At 61.6% G+C, this 17,816-nt stretch carries 13 protein-coding genes; 3 read left to right on the top strand and 10 right to left on the bottom strand.

Going from position 1 to position 17,816, the window contains the following annotated elements; genetic code table 11:
- Positions 1-419: 419 nt before the first annotated feature.
- On the top strand, positions 420-4,103 hold the full coding sequence (locus IQ25_RS16380; protein ID WP_158637776.1) for a MobA/MobL family protein: 3,684 nt from the start codon (positions 420-422) through the stop codon (positions 4,101-4,103).
- A 76-nt stretch (positions 4,104-4,179) separates the two neighbouring features.
- Positions 4,180-4,731, top strand: a complete 552-nt coding sequence (locus IQ25_RS16375) for a MucR family transcriptional regulator (protein WP_144907351.1) — start codon at positions 4,180-4,182, stop codon at positions 4,729-4,731.
- 638 nt (positions 4,732-5,369) lie between these two features.
- On the opposite strand, the gene IQ25_RS16365 is transcribed toward IQ25_RS16375, so the two are convergent.
- From IQ25_RS16365 to IQ25_RS21190, 3 genes are all read right to left on the bottom strand, one after another.
- The gene (locus IQ25_RS16365) at positions 5,370-6,152 is read right to left on the bottom strand and encodes an enoyl-CoA hydratase/isomerase family protein (RefSeq protein WP_144907350.1); all 783 of its coding nucleotides are present in this window, start codon (positions 6,150-6,152) and stop codon (positions 5,370-5,372) included.
- 107 nt (positions 6,153-6,259) lie between these two features.
- Positions 6,260-7,393, bottom strand: coding sequence for an acyl-CoA dehydrogenase family protein (locus IQ25_RS16360; protein ID WP_144907349.1), 1,134 nt, complete (start codon positions 7,391-7,393; stop codon positions 6,260-6,262).
- A gap of 299 nt (positions 7,394-7,692) precedes the next feature.
- The gene (locus IQ25_RS21190; RefSeq protein ID WP_181447265.1) at positions 7,693-7,857 is read right to left on the bottom strand and encodes a hypothetical protein; all 165 of its coding nucleotides are present in this window, start codon (positions 7,855-7,857) and stop codon (positions 7,693-7,695) included.
- 263 nt (positions 7,858-8,120) lie between these two features.
- Here IQ25_RS21190 and IQ25_RS16350 point away from each other — a divergent pair, with 263 nt between their 5' ends.
- Positions 8,121-9,089 (top strand): NAD(P)H-dependent flavin oxidoreductase, encoded by a 969-nt coding sequence (locus IQ25_RS16350; RefSeq protein WP_144907348.1) that lies wholly within the window; start codon positions 8,121-8,123, stop codon positions 9,087-9,089.
- A 90-nt stretch (positions 9,090-9,179) separates the two neighbouring features.
- Here IQ25_RS16350 and IQ25_RS16345 read toward each other — a convergent pair whose 3' ends face one another.
- The 7 genes from IQ25_RS16345 to IQ25_RS16315 form a co-directional block, all read right to left on the bottom strand.
- Positions 9,180-10,781 (bottom strand): GMC family oxidoreductase, encoded by a 1,602-nt coding sequence (locus IQ25_RS16345; RefSeq protein WP_144907347.1) that lies wholly within the window; start codon positions 10,779-10,781, stop codon positions 9,180-9,182.
- A gap of 14 nt (positions 10,782-10,795) precedes the next feature.
- Positions 10,796-12,241 carry an aldehyde dehydrogenase family protein gene (locus tag IQ25_RS16340; RefSeq protein ID WP_144907346.1) on the bottom strand — a complete coding sequence of 482 codons (1,446 nt, stop codon included), beginning with the start codon at positions 12,239-12,241 and terminating at the stop codon, positions 10,796-10,798.
- A gap of 159 nt (positions 12,242-12,400) precedes the next feature.
- On the bottom strand, positions 12,401-13,333 hold the full coding sequence (locus tag IQ25_RS16335; protein WP_144907345.1) for an NAD(P)H-dependent flavin oxidoreductase: 933 nt from the start codon (positions 13,331-13,333) through the stop codon (positions 12,401-12,403).
- A gap of 12 nt (positions 13,334-13,345) precedes the next feature.
- Entirely contained in the window at positions 13,346-14,632 is a 1,287-nt protein-coding gene (locus IQ25_RS16330; protein WP_144907344.1) for an FAS1-like dehydratase domain-containing protein, read from the bottom strand.
- A 195-nt stretch (positions 14,633-14,827) separates the two neighbouring features.
- Positions 14,828-15,673 carry an enoyl-CoA hydratase-related protein gene (locus IQ25_RS16325; protein ID WP_144907343.1) on the bottom strand — a complete coding sequence of 282 codons (846 nt, stop codon included), beginning with the start codon at positions 15,671-15,673 and terminating at the stop codon, positions 14,828-14,830.
- A 213-nt stretch (positions 15,674-15,886) separates the two neighbouring features.
- The gene (locus tag IQ25_RS16320; RefSeq protein WP_144907342.1) at positions 15,887-16,891 is read right to left on the bottom strand and encodes an NAD(P)H-dependent flavin oxidoreductase; all 1,005 of its coding nucleotides are present in this window, start codon (positions 16,889-16,891) and stop codon (positions 15,887-15,889) included.
- 134 nt (positions 16,892-17,025) lie between these two features.
- A complete protein-coding gene (locus IQ25_RS16315) occupies positions 17,026-17,811 on the bottom strand; it encodes an SDR family NAD(P)-dependent oxidoreductase (RefSeq protein WP_144907341.1) in 786 nt (261 codons plus the stop codon).
- Positions 17,812-17,816 lie beyond the last annotated feature (5 nt).

Here is a 17,816-nt window from a genome sequence, read left to right as displayed (position 1 = left end):
CGCAAAATTGCCGCAGGCATTTTCGCTGCTTTCCGTGTCAGGTTTTCTGCGGAAGCCTTCGCTTTTGCGGTCGTTCGCCACGACGGGCCGGCAACCCGGATTCCGGTTTTGCCGATTGACACGGGTCCGTGTCAGGTCCTGCAACTCTCTGATTTTCCGGAAGGCGTAGCGCTGCGGAGCCCGCATCACAGGTAGGGGATGACCCTCACCCTTGCTCTTGGCCAGGCCGCTCCGTGGGTCTCGTGGGCACGCGTCTACAACGCACTTGTCCCTCTGCCAACCGAGATTGCGGCCTGGCTGACATGTCCGATTGGGTGCTTGCAAGTTACGTCCGATTAAGCGATAACGTCCGAGGAGTCGAGGGGCGTCATCATCGCACAGGACGTGTCTGTGCAGCGTTCCCCTGCAGGGGAATGCACGTGGGCGGAAGCTTGATCAGCAACAGCGTGAAGGCTGCCAACTCGAAGCTCGCGCAGATGCTTCGGACGCGTGAAGAAGACGAGGCGCTTCTTCAGATTGGCAAGCGCAAGATCAAGGATCAGGCAGCGCGCGAGGCCGACTATGGCGGTCGTGTGAAGAAGGCCAGGCGCTGGTCGCAGAAGGCAGACTTCAGCTATCCCTCGCCGCTTGTCGATCGCCCTCGCACGGCTGCTGGCTCAACCAGTTTCCACTTCAGCTACACCACCATTTCGAAGGAAGGTTCGCCTGAAGTTCGCGGCAAGCCGATGGCAAACTTCGGCGGTGCAAGCCGTGTGCCTGGTGCCGACCACGCGGCCTATGTCGAACGCGATGGTGCGGCCGAGATGAGCCGCGGTGCAGAGCATGCGCAGTACGTCGAGCGGCCGGGCGCAATCGAGCATCCTGGACGCGAGCGCACCCCCGATGACGTCGGTGAAGGGCTGCTTCCCGACGAGCAAGCCGTGCTCGGACCGGTTGGCAATGGCATCTTCAGAAGTGTCTTCTCCAACATCAGTTCCGATCGATTTGAACGGGAAGAATACTGGCGAGCAGTGCATCGCTGCGAGCGTGAAGCGAAGACCCATTCACTCATCGTTGACCCATCGCACAGCCCTGCCTGGTGGGCAGCTCTGGAGACGACAGACGTCCTTCCTGCCGACTTCAAAAGTCACTGCATCATGCAGGCTGATCGCTACCGCGTGTGGCTTGCCAATGAGGCCAATGACCCCAAGGCCAAGCCCTTCATCGCGCACAAGTACAAGCGCTCAGCGCGCGGTTGTGGCGAGGCCATCGAGGCTGCCCAGTCGATGCCCGGATGGGACTTTCACAGGCCGCCTCTGACATTCAAGTCGGGTCGCGGTGGACGTGTCCAGTTGAGGCTCGTTGCCGAACTTCCCTGCGAACTCAACGCAGAGGATCGCGCGCTCATTGTCCAGAACTTCACCGACTACCTGGCGAGCTTCGCCAGGGATCGAGAAGGGCGTACCGTGGGGCTCATGTACACGGCCGTCATCCACGCGCCTGACGCCCACAACGATCGCCGGAACTACCATCTCCACATCATTGCACACTCACGGCCGGCGAAGTTTCTTGCCGACTTTAACGCCTGGGATTTCGAGGTTACTGAAACCTATAAGGACCCCGGCAGTCGCAAGGATAGAGTCCGGCATCCCTTCCGTCAGAACAAGATCGGCGAGGTCGAGCGCAAGCTCGCCGACGGCAAGCCCAACAAGCATGCCTACTACAACAACGACATTGCCGGCGGAGATTTCATCCCACACCTGCGCCGCAAGTTTGCCGAGATCAACAACGCGGTCCTCATGGCGCGTGGCATCCAGCGCAGGCTGGACCCGCGTCGCTATCAAGAGATGGGGATCTCGCGCACGGCGACCGAGCACCTCGGGACGCGTGCTGCTGCTCTCGAGGCCATGGGCGTGCCGACGGTGATTGGGCGCCTCAATGCCATCGCAATCTGGAGTGATGCCGAGCGTGCCATTCGTGATCGCGCCAAGGCCGTTCAGGCACAATTGGCATCGACCCAGAATACGCTGCGCGGTGAACTCGACGAGGCGCTGAAGGTCGCGCCCGATGCACCCGAGACTGCCAGGCTTCGCCGCCTGACCGCTGAGCGCGATAACCTTGTCTCGACCATTGCCGATGATCGCCTCGAGCTGATGATCTTCGACCATCTCGAAGCCAAGGCGAAGAGCCGCGCGGTGCGGACGAGGCAAGCCTGTCTGCAGACGTTGACCGAAGCGCAGCGCGTCCCGGGCACGCACAGCAAGGACACCGTTCGCGCGATTGAGCGACGCTATGGTGAGGCGCAGGCGCACATCGAGAAGGTCGACCACGCACTGTCGTTCGATCGCCCGCGCATCGCTGCTGCAGCCGCAGAGGTGTTGAAGCGCGAGCAGCGCATCCAGCAGATTGATCGTGAGCTCGCAACCCTTCGTATCAGCATGCAAGCCGTGCTCGAACAGAGCCGTGCCTACCAAGCACGAGCCAAGGCTCGCAAGGCCAAGCGCGAGGCTGAGGCTGCTGCCGAAGCTGAGCGCAAGAGGCTGGCTGACCTTCAGGCAAAGCCCGCTCAATCACAGGTGACGCCACCCGTTGCAAAGCCGACTGCTGTGCCAGTCGCCAATACCCCGTCCCCGACAACTGTGGCCCAGCCGGCAGCAGCCCCGTCGATGACAACACCCAGCGCCAAAATGGAGAATGACCATGGCCGACGACCAGAACGAAACCCCGCCCTCCACCTTGCCTACTGGCGCGCCATCACCGCACGCGAGTTGGTTGCTGACGGGATCCGACTTCTCCAGCGAGCTCCTTCCCTCGGTCGTCTGCCAGGACTGTCCAGCATCCCTATGGTACGCGACGCTGAGCGGCCTCCGGTGCTACTGCAACACTTACAGGATGCACACTTGGGGGGGCGACACGTTCGACATCAAGAAGGACCCGGTGATGGCATGCGACGGCCGGGAGTTGGCGATCATGCAGATGCTGGAAGCGCAGGCGAAGGCAGCGGGACCGATGTAGCTGGAAGCGGCAAGGCGGCACCCACGCCGCCTCAGCCGCTCGCGCCGCCGGCGATCGGCGGCGTGCCGATCGTCGAGCCTGTGCTTCCAGTCACGAGCGATGCTGTGACGCCGCCGGCACTTCCCGAGGCTGGTGACCCTGAAGGTCTCCAGCCGCTCCGGCCGCAGCCGGTGGAGCAAGCTCCACAGGTTAAGGCAGAACCGGTTGATCTTGCCTCATCGGAATCAGATCAGTCGGCCCAGCCGGCTGATCAGCAGTCGAGCCTAAGCCAGTCTGGCGAGCGGATCGACAAGCGGCGCAAGGTCGAAGACCCGACACTCTTCCCAGTCTCGGAAAGCGTCGCACCCAAGAAGCCCGGAACACCCAAGGCGACTTACGAGGACTGGGACGCGCTTGTCTCCACTGTCTCGCGCAATCGCATTCCAGTTAGCCGTAAAGAGGATCCTGGCGGCAAGGTCCGTTACCTCGTGCCCAGCCTCGATGAAGCCGATGCGGCGCTGATCTCGAATGCCCGGTTTGCCGCCCGCTCAGCCTCTCGCCTGGCTGCGATCTTTGAGCAGCAGGATCTTGAGATCAGCCGCCTCATTCGCTGGATCGAAATGATCGGTCAGGACCCCAAGGCCCTGATCATCGAAGGCCGCAGCGCGCGCATTGGCAAGGCAACAGATTCGATCTCCGGGCTGCTGAACGCGTGGGGCAAGACCGAGCGCGTCAAGAACGCGCTACGGGCCGAGAAGGCCCGTCGGGACGCTCTTGCCGCTACTGCTGAGTCCAGTCGTCAAGACCGCCCAGAGCGCTCAGGTGCTTCGCTCAATTCGCCGGCCAGTGCCTCTCCAACCAATCAGGCCCGGCTCGCTGAGTTGGCCCGGATCTATCCAGATCCTGCTGATGGCAAGATTGCGCAGACGCGTCACTTCATCAAGTTGCTCCGCGAGGATGCACCTCCTGAAGAGCTCAGGAAGGCGGCCGAGGCGATCTCGATTGACGCCGTGGCGCGCGAAGATGTCTATCGCCACCGCGTTGAACTGGCCATGGCCTACGAGCAGGTCATGGAAGATGACGGCGACGCCAAGATGCATGGCAGCCAGAGAGGTTTTAGCAGAAATTGAATATTAATTTTGATAGATGGATAAAGGATGAAATATTTTTGAAGTCTATCAGCTTACATCCCGATTGGAGTATATCATGAATATTATTGAGAATGACAAGGTACCGGTAGAGTCTGAAATGGCTCTACAGATCGTCACTGCGTATCTGTCCAATACCAACTGCGCACCGCAACAACTGGCCGAGCTTGCGCACCATTCACTTGCGGCAGCGCGCGTCTTGCTTGGTGCTGCCGCATCCTCGAATGCGACGGTCCAGCCATTTGCACCGCCGCCGGGGGGCGGGGAGGGGGGTGCCTCGCAGCCGAACCGCAAGAAGACCGCGAAAGTCGTCGATCTTCAGCCGATCCCTTCCGAAAGCGATCCAGAAGATCTCGAGAATGGCTACGTGAGGTACGGGCGCCAAACGGTATATGATGATCGCATCATTTGTCTTGATGATGGTCGTGAAGTTACGTTTCTGTCACGTCACTTGAATAGACTGGGCATTGATCGGAACGATTACTTACGCAGGCACAATCTTCCCAAAGATTATCCGTTTACTACTCCAGGTTACGTTGCACGCAAACGAGATGCAGCCAAAAGGAGCGGATTTGGCAAGTTGCTGCGGCCAAACCGCGAAAACCGCTAATCGGGCGACGACAATAGCTTAAAAAGCTGCATGCGGCCGAGAGCTACTCAAGCAATCGGCCGTGTTGTGGCTGCCCATGACGGCCCACCAGATCATGGTCCGGTTCGCTTGGGAAGCTGAGATGTGGCGCGCGGCATCGTGCTCGTCATGGTGCCGGTCCAGCGCGTAATAGACCTAACTGGTGACGAGCCCGACAGGACGCGCCCTTGAGATGTTCGACAGAGCGGGAATGGCCGCGGTGTGGGTTTTCTGATCCTGACCGTGGCTGCGCTCTGCGCGCGTTGGTGATGATCTGGAGGTCCCACGAGGCTCATATTTAACATAATTCGCATTATCATCTCGACGGTGTCATCATCGACTGCAGCGGCGAAGGCGGCAGATGTCTGCACGCCGACGCACGGGATGGTCATCAATATCTCGCAGGCTTGTGACTGGCTTGCGATGACACGCAGCAGCCGCAATTACACCATAACCCTAAAAAAAGTGGATGCTCGCGCTATGACCGAGAAGCGGAGATCAGAGCACACTGCTCTCCTTCGGCGGCAAGGAACCAACTCCGACTGGTATTTGTACAAAGCCCTCGCTCTTTGGTGACGGATCGAAGGATAGGTCTTGCCACAAGGCTTCATTCAAGATTCTCAATCTGGATGAAATGATGGCCGACGACGGGCAAGGAAGGCGGCGACGCCTTCGCGACCTTCGGGGCCATCGGCTGCTGCAGCAATAGTGCGGGCCTCGCGGTCGAGCTGGTCAGCAAGCGCGCTGGTCGATGAAGCAGCGAGCAGACGGCGTACGTCTCCAAACGCGGCAGTGGGGCCGCCCGCGAGGCCTATGGCGAGCTTTTGCACTTCACCGGCAAGTTCATCTGCCGACACAATACGCGTGATTAGACCAAGCGAAACGGCCTCGGCCGCGCTGACTCGGCGGTTGGTGAGGATCATCTCTTGCGCGGTGCGCAGGCCAACAAGCCTGGGCAGCAGCCATGACATGCCACCGTCCGGCGTGAGGCCTATGGCGGTATAGGCCGCGGTGAAGTGCGCGGCCTCGCTGGCGATCACGATATCGGCGGCAGCAGCCAGGCTGAGCCCTGCCCCGGCAGCTGGGCCATTGACAGCAGCGATCAGCGGCTTGTCCATACCGGCTAGGATCAGCACGGCTTCATGAAGCGTATCCGCCAGCTTGCGGATGAACGCGCCTGCCGCATCGCCTGCGTCCGCGAAGGCGCCGATATCACCGCCAGCGCAGAACATGCGTCCCAAGCCGGTTAGCATGACGCAGCGCACTGCTGCATTCGCCGAGACGGCCTGCGCCGCAGCGCGCAGATCATGGGCGAGCGCCATGTCGATGGTGTTGCCCTGTTCGGGGCGGTTGAGCGTGAGCGTGGCAACGCCGCTCTCGATCGTGGTCAGGACAGTGGTCATCGGCATTTCTCCATGGCCTCACGCGCCAGTGTCGCCAGTCTTGGCAAGGACTCGGCCCGTTCGCGCGCCAAGGCGTTCGGGTGGGTTATCCGTGTGATTGGGCGGCGTCAGGCCGTCAGCGCGCGGGCAATAACCATACGCTGGATGTCCGAAGTACCTTCGTAGATCTGGCAGACGCGCATATCACGGTAGATCCGCGCCACGCCGTATTCCTCGAGATAACCATAACCGCCAAGCGTCTGCAGCGCGCCAGAGACCACTTCTTCCGCCGTTTCGGACGCGACCAGTTTGGCCATCGAGGCCTCGGTCAGGCAGGAAACGCCGGTATCTTTGACGGCGGCAGCGTGCAGCACGAGCTGGCGTGCAGCCTCTAGTTTCGCAGCAAGGCCAGCGAGCCTGTGGCCGACCGCCTGATGCTCGATGATGGCTTGCCCGAAGCTCCTGCGTTCGTTGGCATAACCGATGGCGATCTCCAGTGCTGCCTGCGCCATGCCGATACACTGTGCGGCGATGCCGATGCGACCCGCTTCCAGATTTGAAAGCGCTATGCGGTACCCCTCGCCCTCCGCGCCGAACACCATGTCATCGGGCACGAAGACATCTTCGAACCGGATCGCGCAGGTATCGGAGGCCTTCTGGCCCAGCTTGTCCTCCACCTTGTCAACGACATAGCCGGGGCTGTCCGTCGGCATGAGGAATGCCGTCATGCCGCGCTTGCCGGCCGCAGCATCGCTGACTGCGAAGACGATCGCAAGCTTGGCGATACGGCCGTTGGAAATGAACTGCTTGGCACCGCTGAGCCGCCAGCCGCCATCGACCTTCATCGCGCGGGTGCGCATGGCAGAGGCATCGGAGCCGGCATCGGCCTCGGTCAGCGCGAAAGCTCCGGTGCCACGCCCACTGATCAGATCCTCTAGGAGGCGCGCCTGCTGCGCCTGCGTGCCAAACTTGAGAAGGCCGCCCACAATCAAGCTGTTGTGGATCGACAGGATCGTCGAGAGCGCGCCATCACCAGCTGCGATCTCGATCAGGGCGAGCGCATAGGAAACGGCATCAAGCGCCGAGCCGCCTACTTCCTCGGGCGCGGTCATGCCCATCAGGCCAAGCGCGGCCAGTTCGCCCCACAGATCATCTGGATAGCCGCCTGAGGCCTCGAATTCAGCCGACCGGGGACGAAGCCGCTCCTGGGCAAAATCGCGCACCATGTCGCGAACTGCGGCTTGCGTCTCCGTCAGAATCATAAAACCAATCCGTTGGCTATTTACTCATGAGTAAATTGCATACGAAGCGGTTTCATGTCAATGTGCGGCCACCCAATGAATCTAACCGCATCGCCCTTTCCCGGCCGAGAGGGAAAACGCTCCACCCGCGCGGCGAAGCGAGATGCGGTGCTGCGCGCAGCGATCCAGATGTTCAACGAACGCGGCTTCCACCCATCTCGCTCGACGATGCCGCCGCAAGCCTTGGCATCTCCAAGCCTACGATCCACCACTACCTTGGCAACACGGATCAGGTGCTTCTCGAATGCTCGAAGATCGGTCTAGTTGCCTGTCGGCATGAGGTCCGCCGAGGAACTGGCGGTGAACTTCGAGGGCCTGGCCGAGTAGGTCCGCAAGGCGATTGCCGCCTTTTGGACGCGCGTTGCCGGGTGGAGCCGCGACCAGATGAAGGATGCGGGCGCGATCGTCTGCTTCTCGATGATCAAGGACTTGGCCCATGTCGCTGCGGTGTATGAAATGATGGAAGGCCATACCACTCGGCACGACTTTGACCCCTGAGCTTGCCTCACCGAGAGTTTGCAGGATGCTCCGAACACTGCGACCATAATCATATTATTTATATATCGGATTTATCTTGAATGGATTGTACGGCTGATGCAAATCAACCTGATGGCATCAGAGGAGCCGCAGCCGCCACGCCAAATGTGGCGAGGCAGACGCGCTCCGCAGGGAATGGTGGGAGAGCAACATGATCAAGACCAAAATCACGGAGATGTTTGGCATCGATACGCCGATCATCATGGGCGGGATGACCGGCGTCGGCTATGGCCAACTCGTCGCGGCTGTCGCGAACGCCGGTGCCCTTGGCTTCATCACCGCCCACATGTTTCCCTCGGGCGACGACCTGCTTGCGGAGATCGAGAAGACCCGCGCGCTGACTGACAAGCCGTTCGGTGTCAATCTCACCCTGATGCCCTCGATCACGCCGATCCCCTACGACGACTATCGCGAGGCCATCATCGCGAGCGGGGTCAAGATCGTGGAGACTGCAGGCCGCGCACCGACCGATCATCTCCCGCGATTCAAGGAAGCCGGGGTCAAGGTCATCCACAAGTGCACCAGTGTGCGTCACGCCGTATCCGCCGTGAAAAAGGGCGTCGATATCATCAGCATCGACGGTTTCGAATGTGCCGGCCATCCAGGGGAGGACGACGTCGGCCTCGTGGTCTTGTTGCCAGCGACAGTCGATGCACTGCCCGACGTGCCGATCATAGCTTCTGGCGGGATGGCTGACGGCCGCAGCCTGATCGCGGCGCTGGCGCTCGGTGCCGAGGCTGTCAACATGGGCACGCGCTTCTGTGCGACGCAGGAAGCGCAAATCCATCCGAACGTGAAGCAGAAGATCGTCGACAACACCGAACTCGACACGGTGCTCGTCGGTCGATCCCTGCGCAACACCGCACGCGTCGCCCGCAACGCAGTGTCCGAACAGGTCGCTGAGATCCAGCGCGATCCCACACGTCCGTTCGAAGACGTCAAGGACCTCATGGCTGGCGCCCGCGGCCGTATCAACGTGCTACGCGACGGCGATCTCGATGGTGGTATCTGGACAAGCGGCCAAAGTCAGGCGCTGATCCATGATATTCCGACCTGCGCGGAACTCGTCGCAAACATCATGCGACAGGCCGAAGCGGTTCGGGCCAGGATTGGAAATTGACCGTTGCCTGCGCTGATCAGGTGCCGTCGCGCCATTCGGTGCGCTGGCACCGACATGCGCAAGCCGCACCAGGAACGCCCGCAGTGCGCGTTAAAGTCGCCTTCGGATAAGGTCCGCGCCGCGTTCTGCGATCATGATCGTCGGCGCGTTGGTATTGGCCGAGACCGGTTCGGGCATCACCGAGGCATCGATCACCCGCAATCCCTCCACGCCGCGCACCCGAAGCTGGGTATCCAGAACTGCCATCGGATCACCATCGGGCCCCATCCGGCAGGTTCCCACCGAATGGTAGCCGATTCCGCCAGCGCTTCGTACATAGTCCTCCCACTGTTCGTCAGTTTCGGGTATTGGATCGGGCCGCAGCGTGCCGGTGATCACGCTGGCGAGCGCCGGAGCACGGCAGGCGCTCTCCACGATCTTCAGTGCCTTGACGAGCTTCGCGACATCGCTGTGGGCGCCCTGAAGCCGATGATCGATCACCGGCTTGTCGTCGGGATCGGAACTGCGCAGGCGGATCTGGCCGCGGCTTTTCGGGCGAGCGACATGAAAGCCAAATGAGAACGAAGGCCGCTTTTCGAGGATGGCATCCCCGCGGTCGTTGAAATTGACCGCTACCGGCAGCATCGAGAGGATAATGTCCGGGTCGGCAAGATCGGGATCGGTACGGAAGGCGGCCATCACCTGCACCGCCGGCGTGGTCATGATGCCTTTTCCGGCTACGAGATACTGGATGAGGCCCCTTGCGATCCCGAGCGGGCCCAGTTGCGCGCTCAGCGTCGGGATATTGACCAGCTTTGCGAGTGCCACCGAATTGTGCTCGCGCAAGTTCTCGCCAACTCCGGGCAAATCGGCGTGCACCTCGATCCCCAGCGACGTCAGATGCGCCGCCGGTCCGATGCCTGAACGCATGAGCACGGCAGGCGATAGCAGCGTTCCGGTCGAAAGGATCACTTCGCTGACTGCATGCGCCTGCATCGCCTGCCCGTTGCATCGGAATTGCACGCCTGTCGCAACGCCGTTCCGGATCACGATGCGGTCGGCATGGGCACCGGTCATGACCGTGAGGTTGGCTCGTCCGCGAGCTGGTTCGAGGTAGGCCCGCGCCGCCGAGCAGCGCTGGCCGTTCTCCTGCGTCGCGAAGATGCGGTACACGCCCGATTGGCTGCCGTCGCAATAATCCTCGTTGAGCGGGATACCGATCTGGGTAAACGCGTCGATCACGTGCTGGCCTATCGGCTGCGGGTCGCGGATCGGAGAAACGCTCAGCGGACCATGGCTGCCGTGGCTTTGCGAAGGGGCGCCATGAAAGCGCTCGGCCTTGAGAAAATAGGGAAGTATGTCGGCAAACGCCCAACCCTCGCAGCCCATCTGCGCCCAGGCGTCATAGTCGGAACGTTCGCCACGCATGTAGACCTGTCCATTGATGGCAGAGCTCCCGCCGAGCGCCTTTCCGACAGACCACTGCATCGTGCGCCCGCCGATGGACGGATCGCTCTCGGTCGGCAGGCACCAGTCAAAGGCCTTGTTACCCATCAATTTGGCCGTGCCAGCAGGCATCTTGATGAGAAAGTCCCGTCCCTCTCCACCAGCTTCGAGCAGGAGAACGGTCTTGTCTGCGTCCTCGCTCAGCCTTGCCGCCAGAACGCAGCCGGCGCTGCCGCCGCCGACTACGATGTAATCGAAGCTTCCCAAGTCCTGTCCCGCGCTCACAGGTGCACTACCACCTGCTTGATCTGGAGAAACTCCTCCAGGCCTTGCCGCCCACCTTCGCGCCCGAAGCCGCTGGTCTTGTATCCGCCGAACGGCTGATTGGGCGCCATTGGCAGCATTCCATTGACTCCGACGCCGCCTGCCTCAAGCTCCGACGCCATCCGGTGAGCCCGCGACAGGTCCCGCGTGTGGACATAGGCGCCAAGTCCGAAGCGGCTGTCATTCGCCATCGCCACCGCATCCTTGTCTTCACCGAAGCGCACGATCGCCAGAACCGGTCCGAAGACTTCCTCGCGCGCGAGGTGACTGTCATGCGCGACACCTGCGAAGATCGTGGGCTCGACATAGGCTCCGGCTGCCAGATCGCCTTGTCCGCGACGCCCGCCAAGTACCACGCTGCCGCCGCTTTCCGCCTTTGCACGCTCGATCACACCGATTATCCGCTGCGCCGCTGCCTCATTGATCACAGGGCCGATCAGCGTCTCGGGATCGAGTGGATCACCCTGCCGGAAGCTTGCGCCGATCGTTCGCACGCGATCGACCAGTTCGTCATAGATCGCCGCTTGCGCATAGACCCGCGTCGGCAAGACGCAGCCCTGACCGGCAAGTGGTACGAGGCTCCATGCCGCCGCCATCATGGCAGCCTTCTCCAGATCCGCATCTGCGCAGATGATGTTCGCCGATTTGCCACCGAGTTCCAGCGCGAGTGGCTTCAACTGGTCGGCGCAGCGATGCATGACAGACTTTGCCACAACACCGCCGCCAGTGAAGCTGACCTTGCCAACCGCTGGATGGTCGATCAGCGCTTCGCCCGCTTCAGCATCGCCCGGTACCACGCATAGGGCGCCCGGGGGAACACCTGCCTCAAGCGCCAGCTCGCCGATGCGTATCGCAACGAAAGGCGTGATCGTCGGCGGCTTCAGGATCACGGCATTGCCTGCAGCCAGCGCGGGCACGACTTTCATCGCGATCGCGACAATCGGCGAATTCCAGGGAATGATCGCACCCACCACGCCGTAGGGCTCGTGCCGGTTATAGGCGAAGCCGGCCATACCGATCGGCTCGCTGTAGCCACCCTCGATCTTGTCGGCCCAACCCGCGTAATAACGGATCCATGACAGTGCGAGACTGTTGGCGGGCGTCGAGACCGGGTTGCCGCACTCAAGAGCAGCCAGCGTGGCAAAAGTGTCTCCCTCTGCCTCGACCAGATCGGCGAGCTTCATCAGTGCAGCCCTGCGCGCTTCTGCGCCAAGTCCCATCCAGGCGCGCTGGCCTGCGATGGCTGCAATTGCCGCCGCCTCGATCTCGTCAGCCCCGCAGACCAGAACCTTCGCCTGCGCGCAGCCAGTGGCCGGGTTCACATGATCGCGCGCGCCCAGGCTGGTTTCGCCAGGCCGGGCCGTGCCGATGACCGGGCGACTGTTTTCCAGCAATGCATTCATGTCAGCAACCTTCAGTTCGATGGTGATCGATCACCGTGTCATTCCCTTGGCTCACGCCTGATTTCCAGCCCGCGATCCCGCCGCCACAGCCGCAGGTCGCCATCACTACCAAGCGCCTGCAAAGCGCTTCAGGAATTTCTTGCCACCAACACTTGCGGTCTATCGCATCCATTGTTGGTCAAGCTCACAAAGGCGCTGGCGCCATTGCGCTTCTGGCAACAGTGACGCGAGCGTTGCGATCAGACTTTCGGCGACATCCTCCACCGGGACAATGTCGTCGATCAGTCCCACGCTGTGCCCGGCGCTGAAGATGTCTCGCCACGGCCTGACGCCCTCAGGCATCGTGGTGCGCGTGGCAGGCAAGGTCGCGGGATCGAGCCCGGCGTCTTCGATCGAGTCGCGGATCCAGTTGGCCGGAACGCCGTTCATCGCTGCCGAAACCATGATCCTGTCCATGCCGACACGCGCGATCATGTCGCGGTGCGCCCCAGTCACGCCGCTTTCAGGTGTGGCGATGAAGCGCGTGCCCATGCAGGCCAGATCACCTCCCAGAGCGAGAGCCGCGGCAATGCCGTGCGCATCGGCAATCCCGCCACCCACAATCAGCAGTCCATCCCAGATCCGCCTGACCGCCGGTACGAAGGCGAACGGCGTCAGAAATCCGCTGTGTCCGCCCGCACCGGCGCAGGTGAGCATCAGCCCGTCCACGCCAGCATCGATCGCCTTTTCAGCATGCCGCATCGTGGTTACGTCCTGGATGATCCGGCCACCCCAACCGTGGACACGCTCGACCATTCGCGAAGGATCACCAACGCTTGATAGCACAAGCGGTGCACGATGCCTTTCCAGCATCGCCAACCGGGGCACGCCCCAGTCCTCCGCCGCGCTCCGCGCAGGCAGATTGACAATCGCGGGCGCGCCTTCGATCTGTCCGAGATCGACGAGGTAGCGTTCGAACTCGGCGAGCGAGGTTGCAGGGCCACCTTGCCAACCGGCGAGTATCCCCGCTCGCGCGCAGGCCAGCGCAAGTGGCACCGACGATGCGAAGCTCATCGGTGCACACATCACGGGCAGGGTCAGGCGGTCAAACACCGCCGCACCAGCTCAGTCGCCGCCGAGTTCGCGGTGGCGGGCAAGAATGCGGACCGCCTTTTCTGCCAGGACTTCGGGGACCGGCGGATAGAGCGGCAACGGGCGGTTCTGGCTGGGCAGCGCAATCGTCGCGGTCGAGCGCACGGTTTCCTCGCCGCGCTGGTTGACGAACTTGACCGCCACATCGACCACCGCGTTGCCGTGCTCTTCACGCTTGGCCAGCACTTCTCCGCTCACCCGCTGCACGTCGCCCATGTAATTGAACTTGCGGATCTCGTCATGGACATTGGTGATGATCGCATCGTCCCCGGCCCAGTCGTTGAGGTAGCCCCAGAGGTAGTTCTCGCGCATCACCCCGTAGTCGTAGGCCATCGGGTTGCCGATCGCCTGCGCCCACTTGGGGTCCCAATGAAGCCGCTGGGCAACATCGGGCACGCCCTGCTCGTTCTTGACGTAGAATGGAGCGATACGCTTGCGGTTCTTGTGCGCACGGCGGCCCACGGTTGGTGCATAAGGCGTGAAGCCATAGCCTCCGGCGTGGAAGCAGACGACGTCGGTTACCGTCAGCGGCCCCTTGGCCTGAGTTCCGAGACTTTCACCCAGATCGACGTTTTCAGCCCAGCGCTTTTCCGCACCGCGCACGGATTCAGCAGCATAGATCTCCTCGATCGCGGCAAATTCCTCGTCGGTGTAGGTGGCAGGTTCGATTGCCGAATACTTGCCCTTCTTGACCGCGGTCTTGCGCTCGGTGAGCACGCGCAGGATCTTGTAGACCGCGACGACCTCGCCGCGCTGGTTGATCTTCACATCACGGCGCACGTTGATCACAGAACGGCCGGCGAACTCGGACTGCTTGACCTCGCAGCTTTCCTCGCCGTTGAAGCTGTAGATCGTGTCGCCCGGAAACACCGGCCGATAGAACTCCCAGTCCGAACCCGACACGAACACGTGAATTCCACGGAACAGACTTTTCTTGAGCGCCTTTATCTCATCGGGGATCGGATCACCCTTCAGCGGCTTGTTGATCTGGCCGACCATCATGCCCGGCGCGATCACGCTGCCCCAGCGGGTCTTTTTTGCATAGTTCGGGTCGCAGAACAGCGGATTGTCGTCACCGCAACCGTAAGACCAGTTGCGAATGGAGTCTTCGGACGCCGTCTGGACGTATTCGGCCATTTTCGAGACCTCGTCGAATCCAACCAACTGGCGCTGCCGCTCGATGTCCTCATCCGTGATCTCGTAAGCCGTTGCCTTCTGCCACTCTTCGCTCTGCGTAATATCGCCAGCTTTGCTCGCCATCATCCTATCCCCATGCCAATCGTATAACTAGGTAATAGATATATTAGCGGGGTGGCGCAACCCCATCGACGTACTTCCGTCGGTATTCCAGGCGCCGATCTGCAGATTTCTGAAATTGCCGTCACTGACCATCTGCTCACCCGCTTCACGATCGGTCGTCGCCAGGCAGTCGATGATCGTGCCGCAACAGCAGCCCTACTCTCCCGTGAACGCTGGCTTGGCCTTGGTGCCGAACACCTTGATTGCCGCGACATTGTCCTTCGTCCGTGAGGTGCGCGCTACGGCTGCCGCTTCCGCTTCGAATGCCGAATGGATGTCGCAACGCGGACTGTCGTTGATCAGTTTCTTGATCTCACCCAGGGCGATCGTAGCATCGTTGGCGAATTCGGTCGCAACGGCCCTCGCCCGCCCGGCCAGCTCTGCGGTCGGAACGACCTCGGACAGAATGCCCCAATCAAGCGCAGTCGCTGCGTCGATGCGTTCGGCCCGCATCAGGATCCGCTTCGTCCTGATTGGCCCGATGATGCGAGGCAGCAGCCAGGCAAGCGCCGAATCAGAAGCCGAAGCGAGGTTCTTGAAAGGCGCCTGAAACCACGCACCCTCCGCCGCCACGACATAGTCGGCGGCCAGCGTCATGCCCAGCCCGATGCCGATCGCCAATCCGTTGACACCCACGATCAGCGGAATCTGCAAGGCGTGGATGCGGCGCAGCAGCGGATGGTACAGCGTTTCGACCGCACCAATGTTCGCAAGCTTTTTGCCACCCTCGGACAGGGCCTTGCGGCTGCCCATCAGGTTGGCACCAGCGCAAAAGGCACGTCCCTCTCCGGTAAGCAGAACTGCGCGACAACGCCGGCGAGGCTTTGCGATCTCGGTGAGCGCGACCACCAGCGCGTTGGCCATGTCCTCGCCCATGGCATTCAGCTTCTCCGGGTCGTTCAGCGTGATGATCGCCAGCGGACCGTCGAACTCCAGTCGCACTCCCGAATAGTCGATGCGTTCGATGGCTCCGTCGTCCGGGTTCGATTCGCTGCCGGTCATCCTCAATCTCCTGGCCAACTGCACACTGCTATCGCAGCAGAATTGCAAACTTATCAAATAACGTAGTTATATGTATATTGCGCCATGTGCCAGTCAATCTCGTCGAGCGCAGGCGAATCAGCTATCATCGTGGCACGCCTCGACCGCGTATCGCTGGCAGCATCTGCCTTGCGCCGAGCAGGCAACGCGATCACAGCCGCCCCCGGTTGCAACCTATTCCGCCGCATCGAGTGCCTGATCGACCAGCCGCGCAACGCTCGCAAAGCTCGGTGTCTCGCATGCAGCAACATACTCGCGCCGCAACCGCAGCACGAGCTCATCGATCGTTGGCAAGTCGTCGATCATGTCGATGCCCTGCCCGGCCGACCACAGGTTCTTCCATGGCTTTACGCCTTCGGGCAGGTGATCGTGCGACATGCTGCGGGTCTGCGGAACCGGGAGATTCTTCGGATCGAGCCCGACTCGCTCGATCGAAGGCACCAGCCAGTTTGCCGCGACGCCAGCGATCTTGGGCGTGAACAGCAAGTCCTCGGATTTGCCCTCGACGAGCATAGCCGCATAGGCAGGATCGACCCCGGCCTCCTGCGTGGCGATGAATCGCGTGCCCATGTAGGCAAGGTCTGCTCCGAGGATTTCGGCTGCCCGAATGGCTGCGCCTGTGGAAATCGAACCAGCCATGAGCAGGGTGCCGTCAAAGATTCGGCGGATACGCGGGACCAGCACCAGATGGCCAATGTTGCCAGAATGACCGCCGCCGCCCGAGCCGACGCAGGTCAGGCCGTCGCAGCCGGCTTCGATTGCCTTTTCAGCGAAGCGGAACGAGACGACATCGTGGAATATCTTCAGTCCGTTGTCGTGCACGCACCGGGCCAGTTCGGCCGGATTGCCCGTCGCACTGATGATCACGTCCACGCCGTACTGCCGGCACAGCTTGATATGCCTGTCCATTTCGGCCCCCGGCAGTTTGGTCGCAAGGTTGACCGCAAGTGGCCCTATGCGGGCATCCGGGTTCGCTTCGTGGAAAGCGTCAAGGTCGGCGCGGATATCCTTCAGCCAATCTTCGAAGATCTCGAAGCTGCGCGCATTCTGGCGTGGCAGCGCCCCCATGATTCCCGCCTTGCAAGCTGCCTTGACCATCGCAGTGTTGCTGACAAGGAACATCGGCGCGCAGACCGCCGGAAGGATGAAACGGTCACGAAGCGAAGGGTCAAGTGCCATCGGCAAATCCTCTCGGTAGATTTCGAGCCTGTGCGCTATATGATATAGATGATTATGGGAAGTCGCTTTACGGCGTTGCCGGGCTGATCGGCTACGTCAGCCGAACGAGCCGGTAGCCGCGCCGTTGCTCCAGCTCACAGGTGCGAGCCCATCGCATAAGCTGACATGTCGGGCAGGTGATGTCCTCCATCGACTGCGAGGCTTTGCCCGGTCACGAAGTCGCTCGTAGGTGAGGCGAAGAACAACACCGCATTGGCAATGTCGCTTGGCAAACCAGAACGCATGACCGGTATATTGGACACGATCTGGCGGGCTGTGGATTCGTCCATGCGGGGGTCGCGGTCATCGATGATGAGGCCGGGTTCGATCAGGTTGACCGTCGCCTCGAGTTTCGCAAATTCGAGGGCGAGGCTTTTGCAAAGCCCGGTCATGCCGGCCTTCGATGCGGCATAGGCATCGAGCCCTGCAAGCCAGGATCGGTTCCCTATCAGCGATGCGATTGCGATCATGCGGCCACCGGATCGCGCCGCAAAGTGCGGAAGCGCTGCGCTGGCCAGCCACTTAACGGAATAGAGGTTCGTCCGCATTACTCGGTCGAACTCCTCGTCCGCCAGTTGCGCGAACGGCGTGAACGGAAAGATCGCGCTGTTGTGGACCAGAATGTCAAGCCCGCCGAAGGCTTCGGCAGCTGCCGCTACGGCAGCGTGGCAGGCCGCGCTGCTGGAAAGATCAAGGGCTACCAGCTGGGCGGTCCCGCCATCTGCAACGATCTCGTCGACCACGGCCTGCCCCGTCGCGGCGGTGCGCGTTGCCACAACTACGCTCGCCCCGCTGGCAGCAAGCTTGGCAGCAATGGCCCGCCCGATGCCGCGTCCGCCGCCTGTGACCAGTGCGACCTTGCCCGAAAGGTCAACTTTCATCGTGA

The organism is Novosphingobium taihuense, assembly GCF_007830315.1.
Classification (GTDB): Bacteria; Pseudomonadota; Alphaproteobacteria; order Sphingomonadales; family Sphingomonadaceae; genus Novosphingobium; species Novosphingobium taihuense.
The sequence above is the reverse complement of the archived record's forward strand: the minus strand, read 5'-3'. Positions and strand labels throughout refer to the sequence as shown.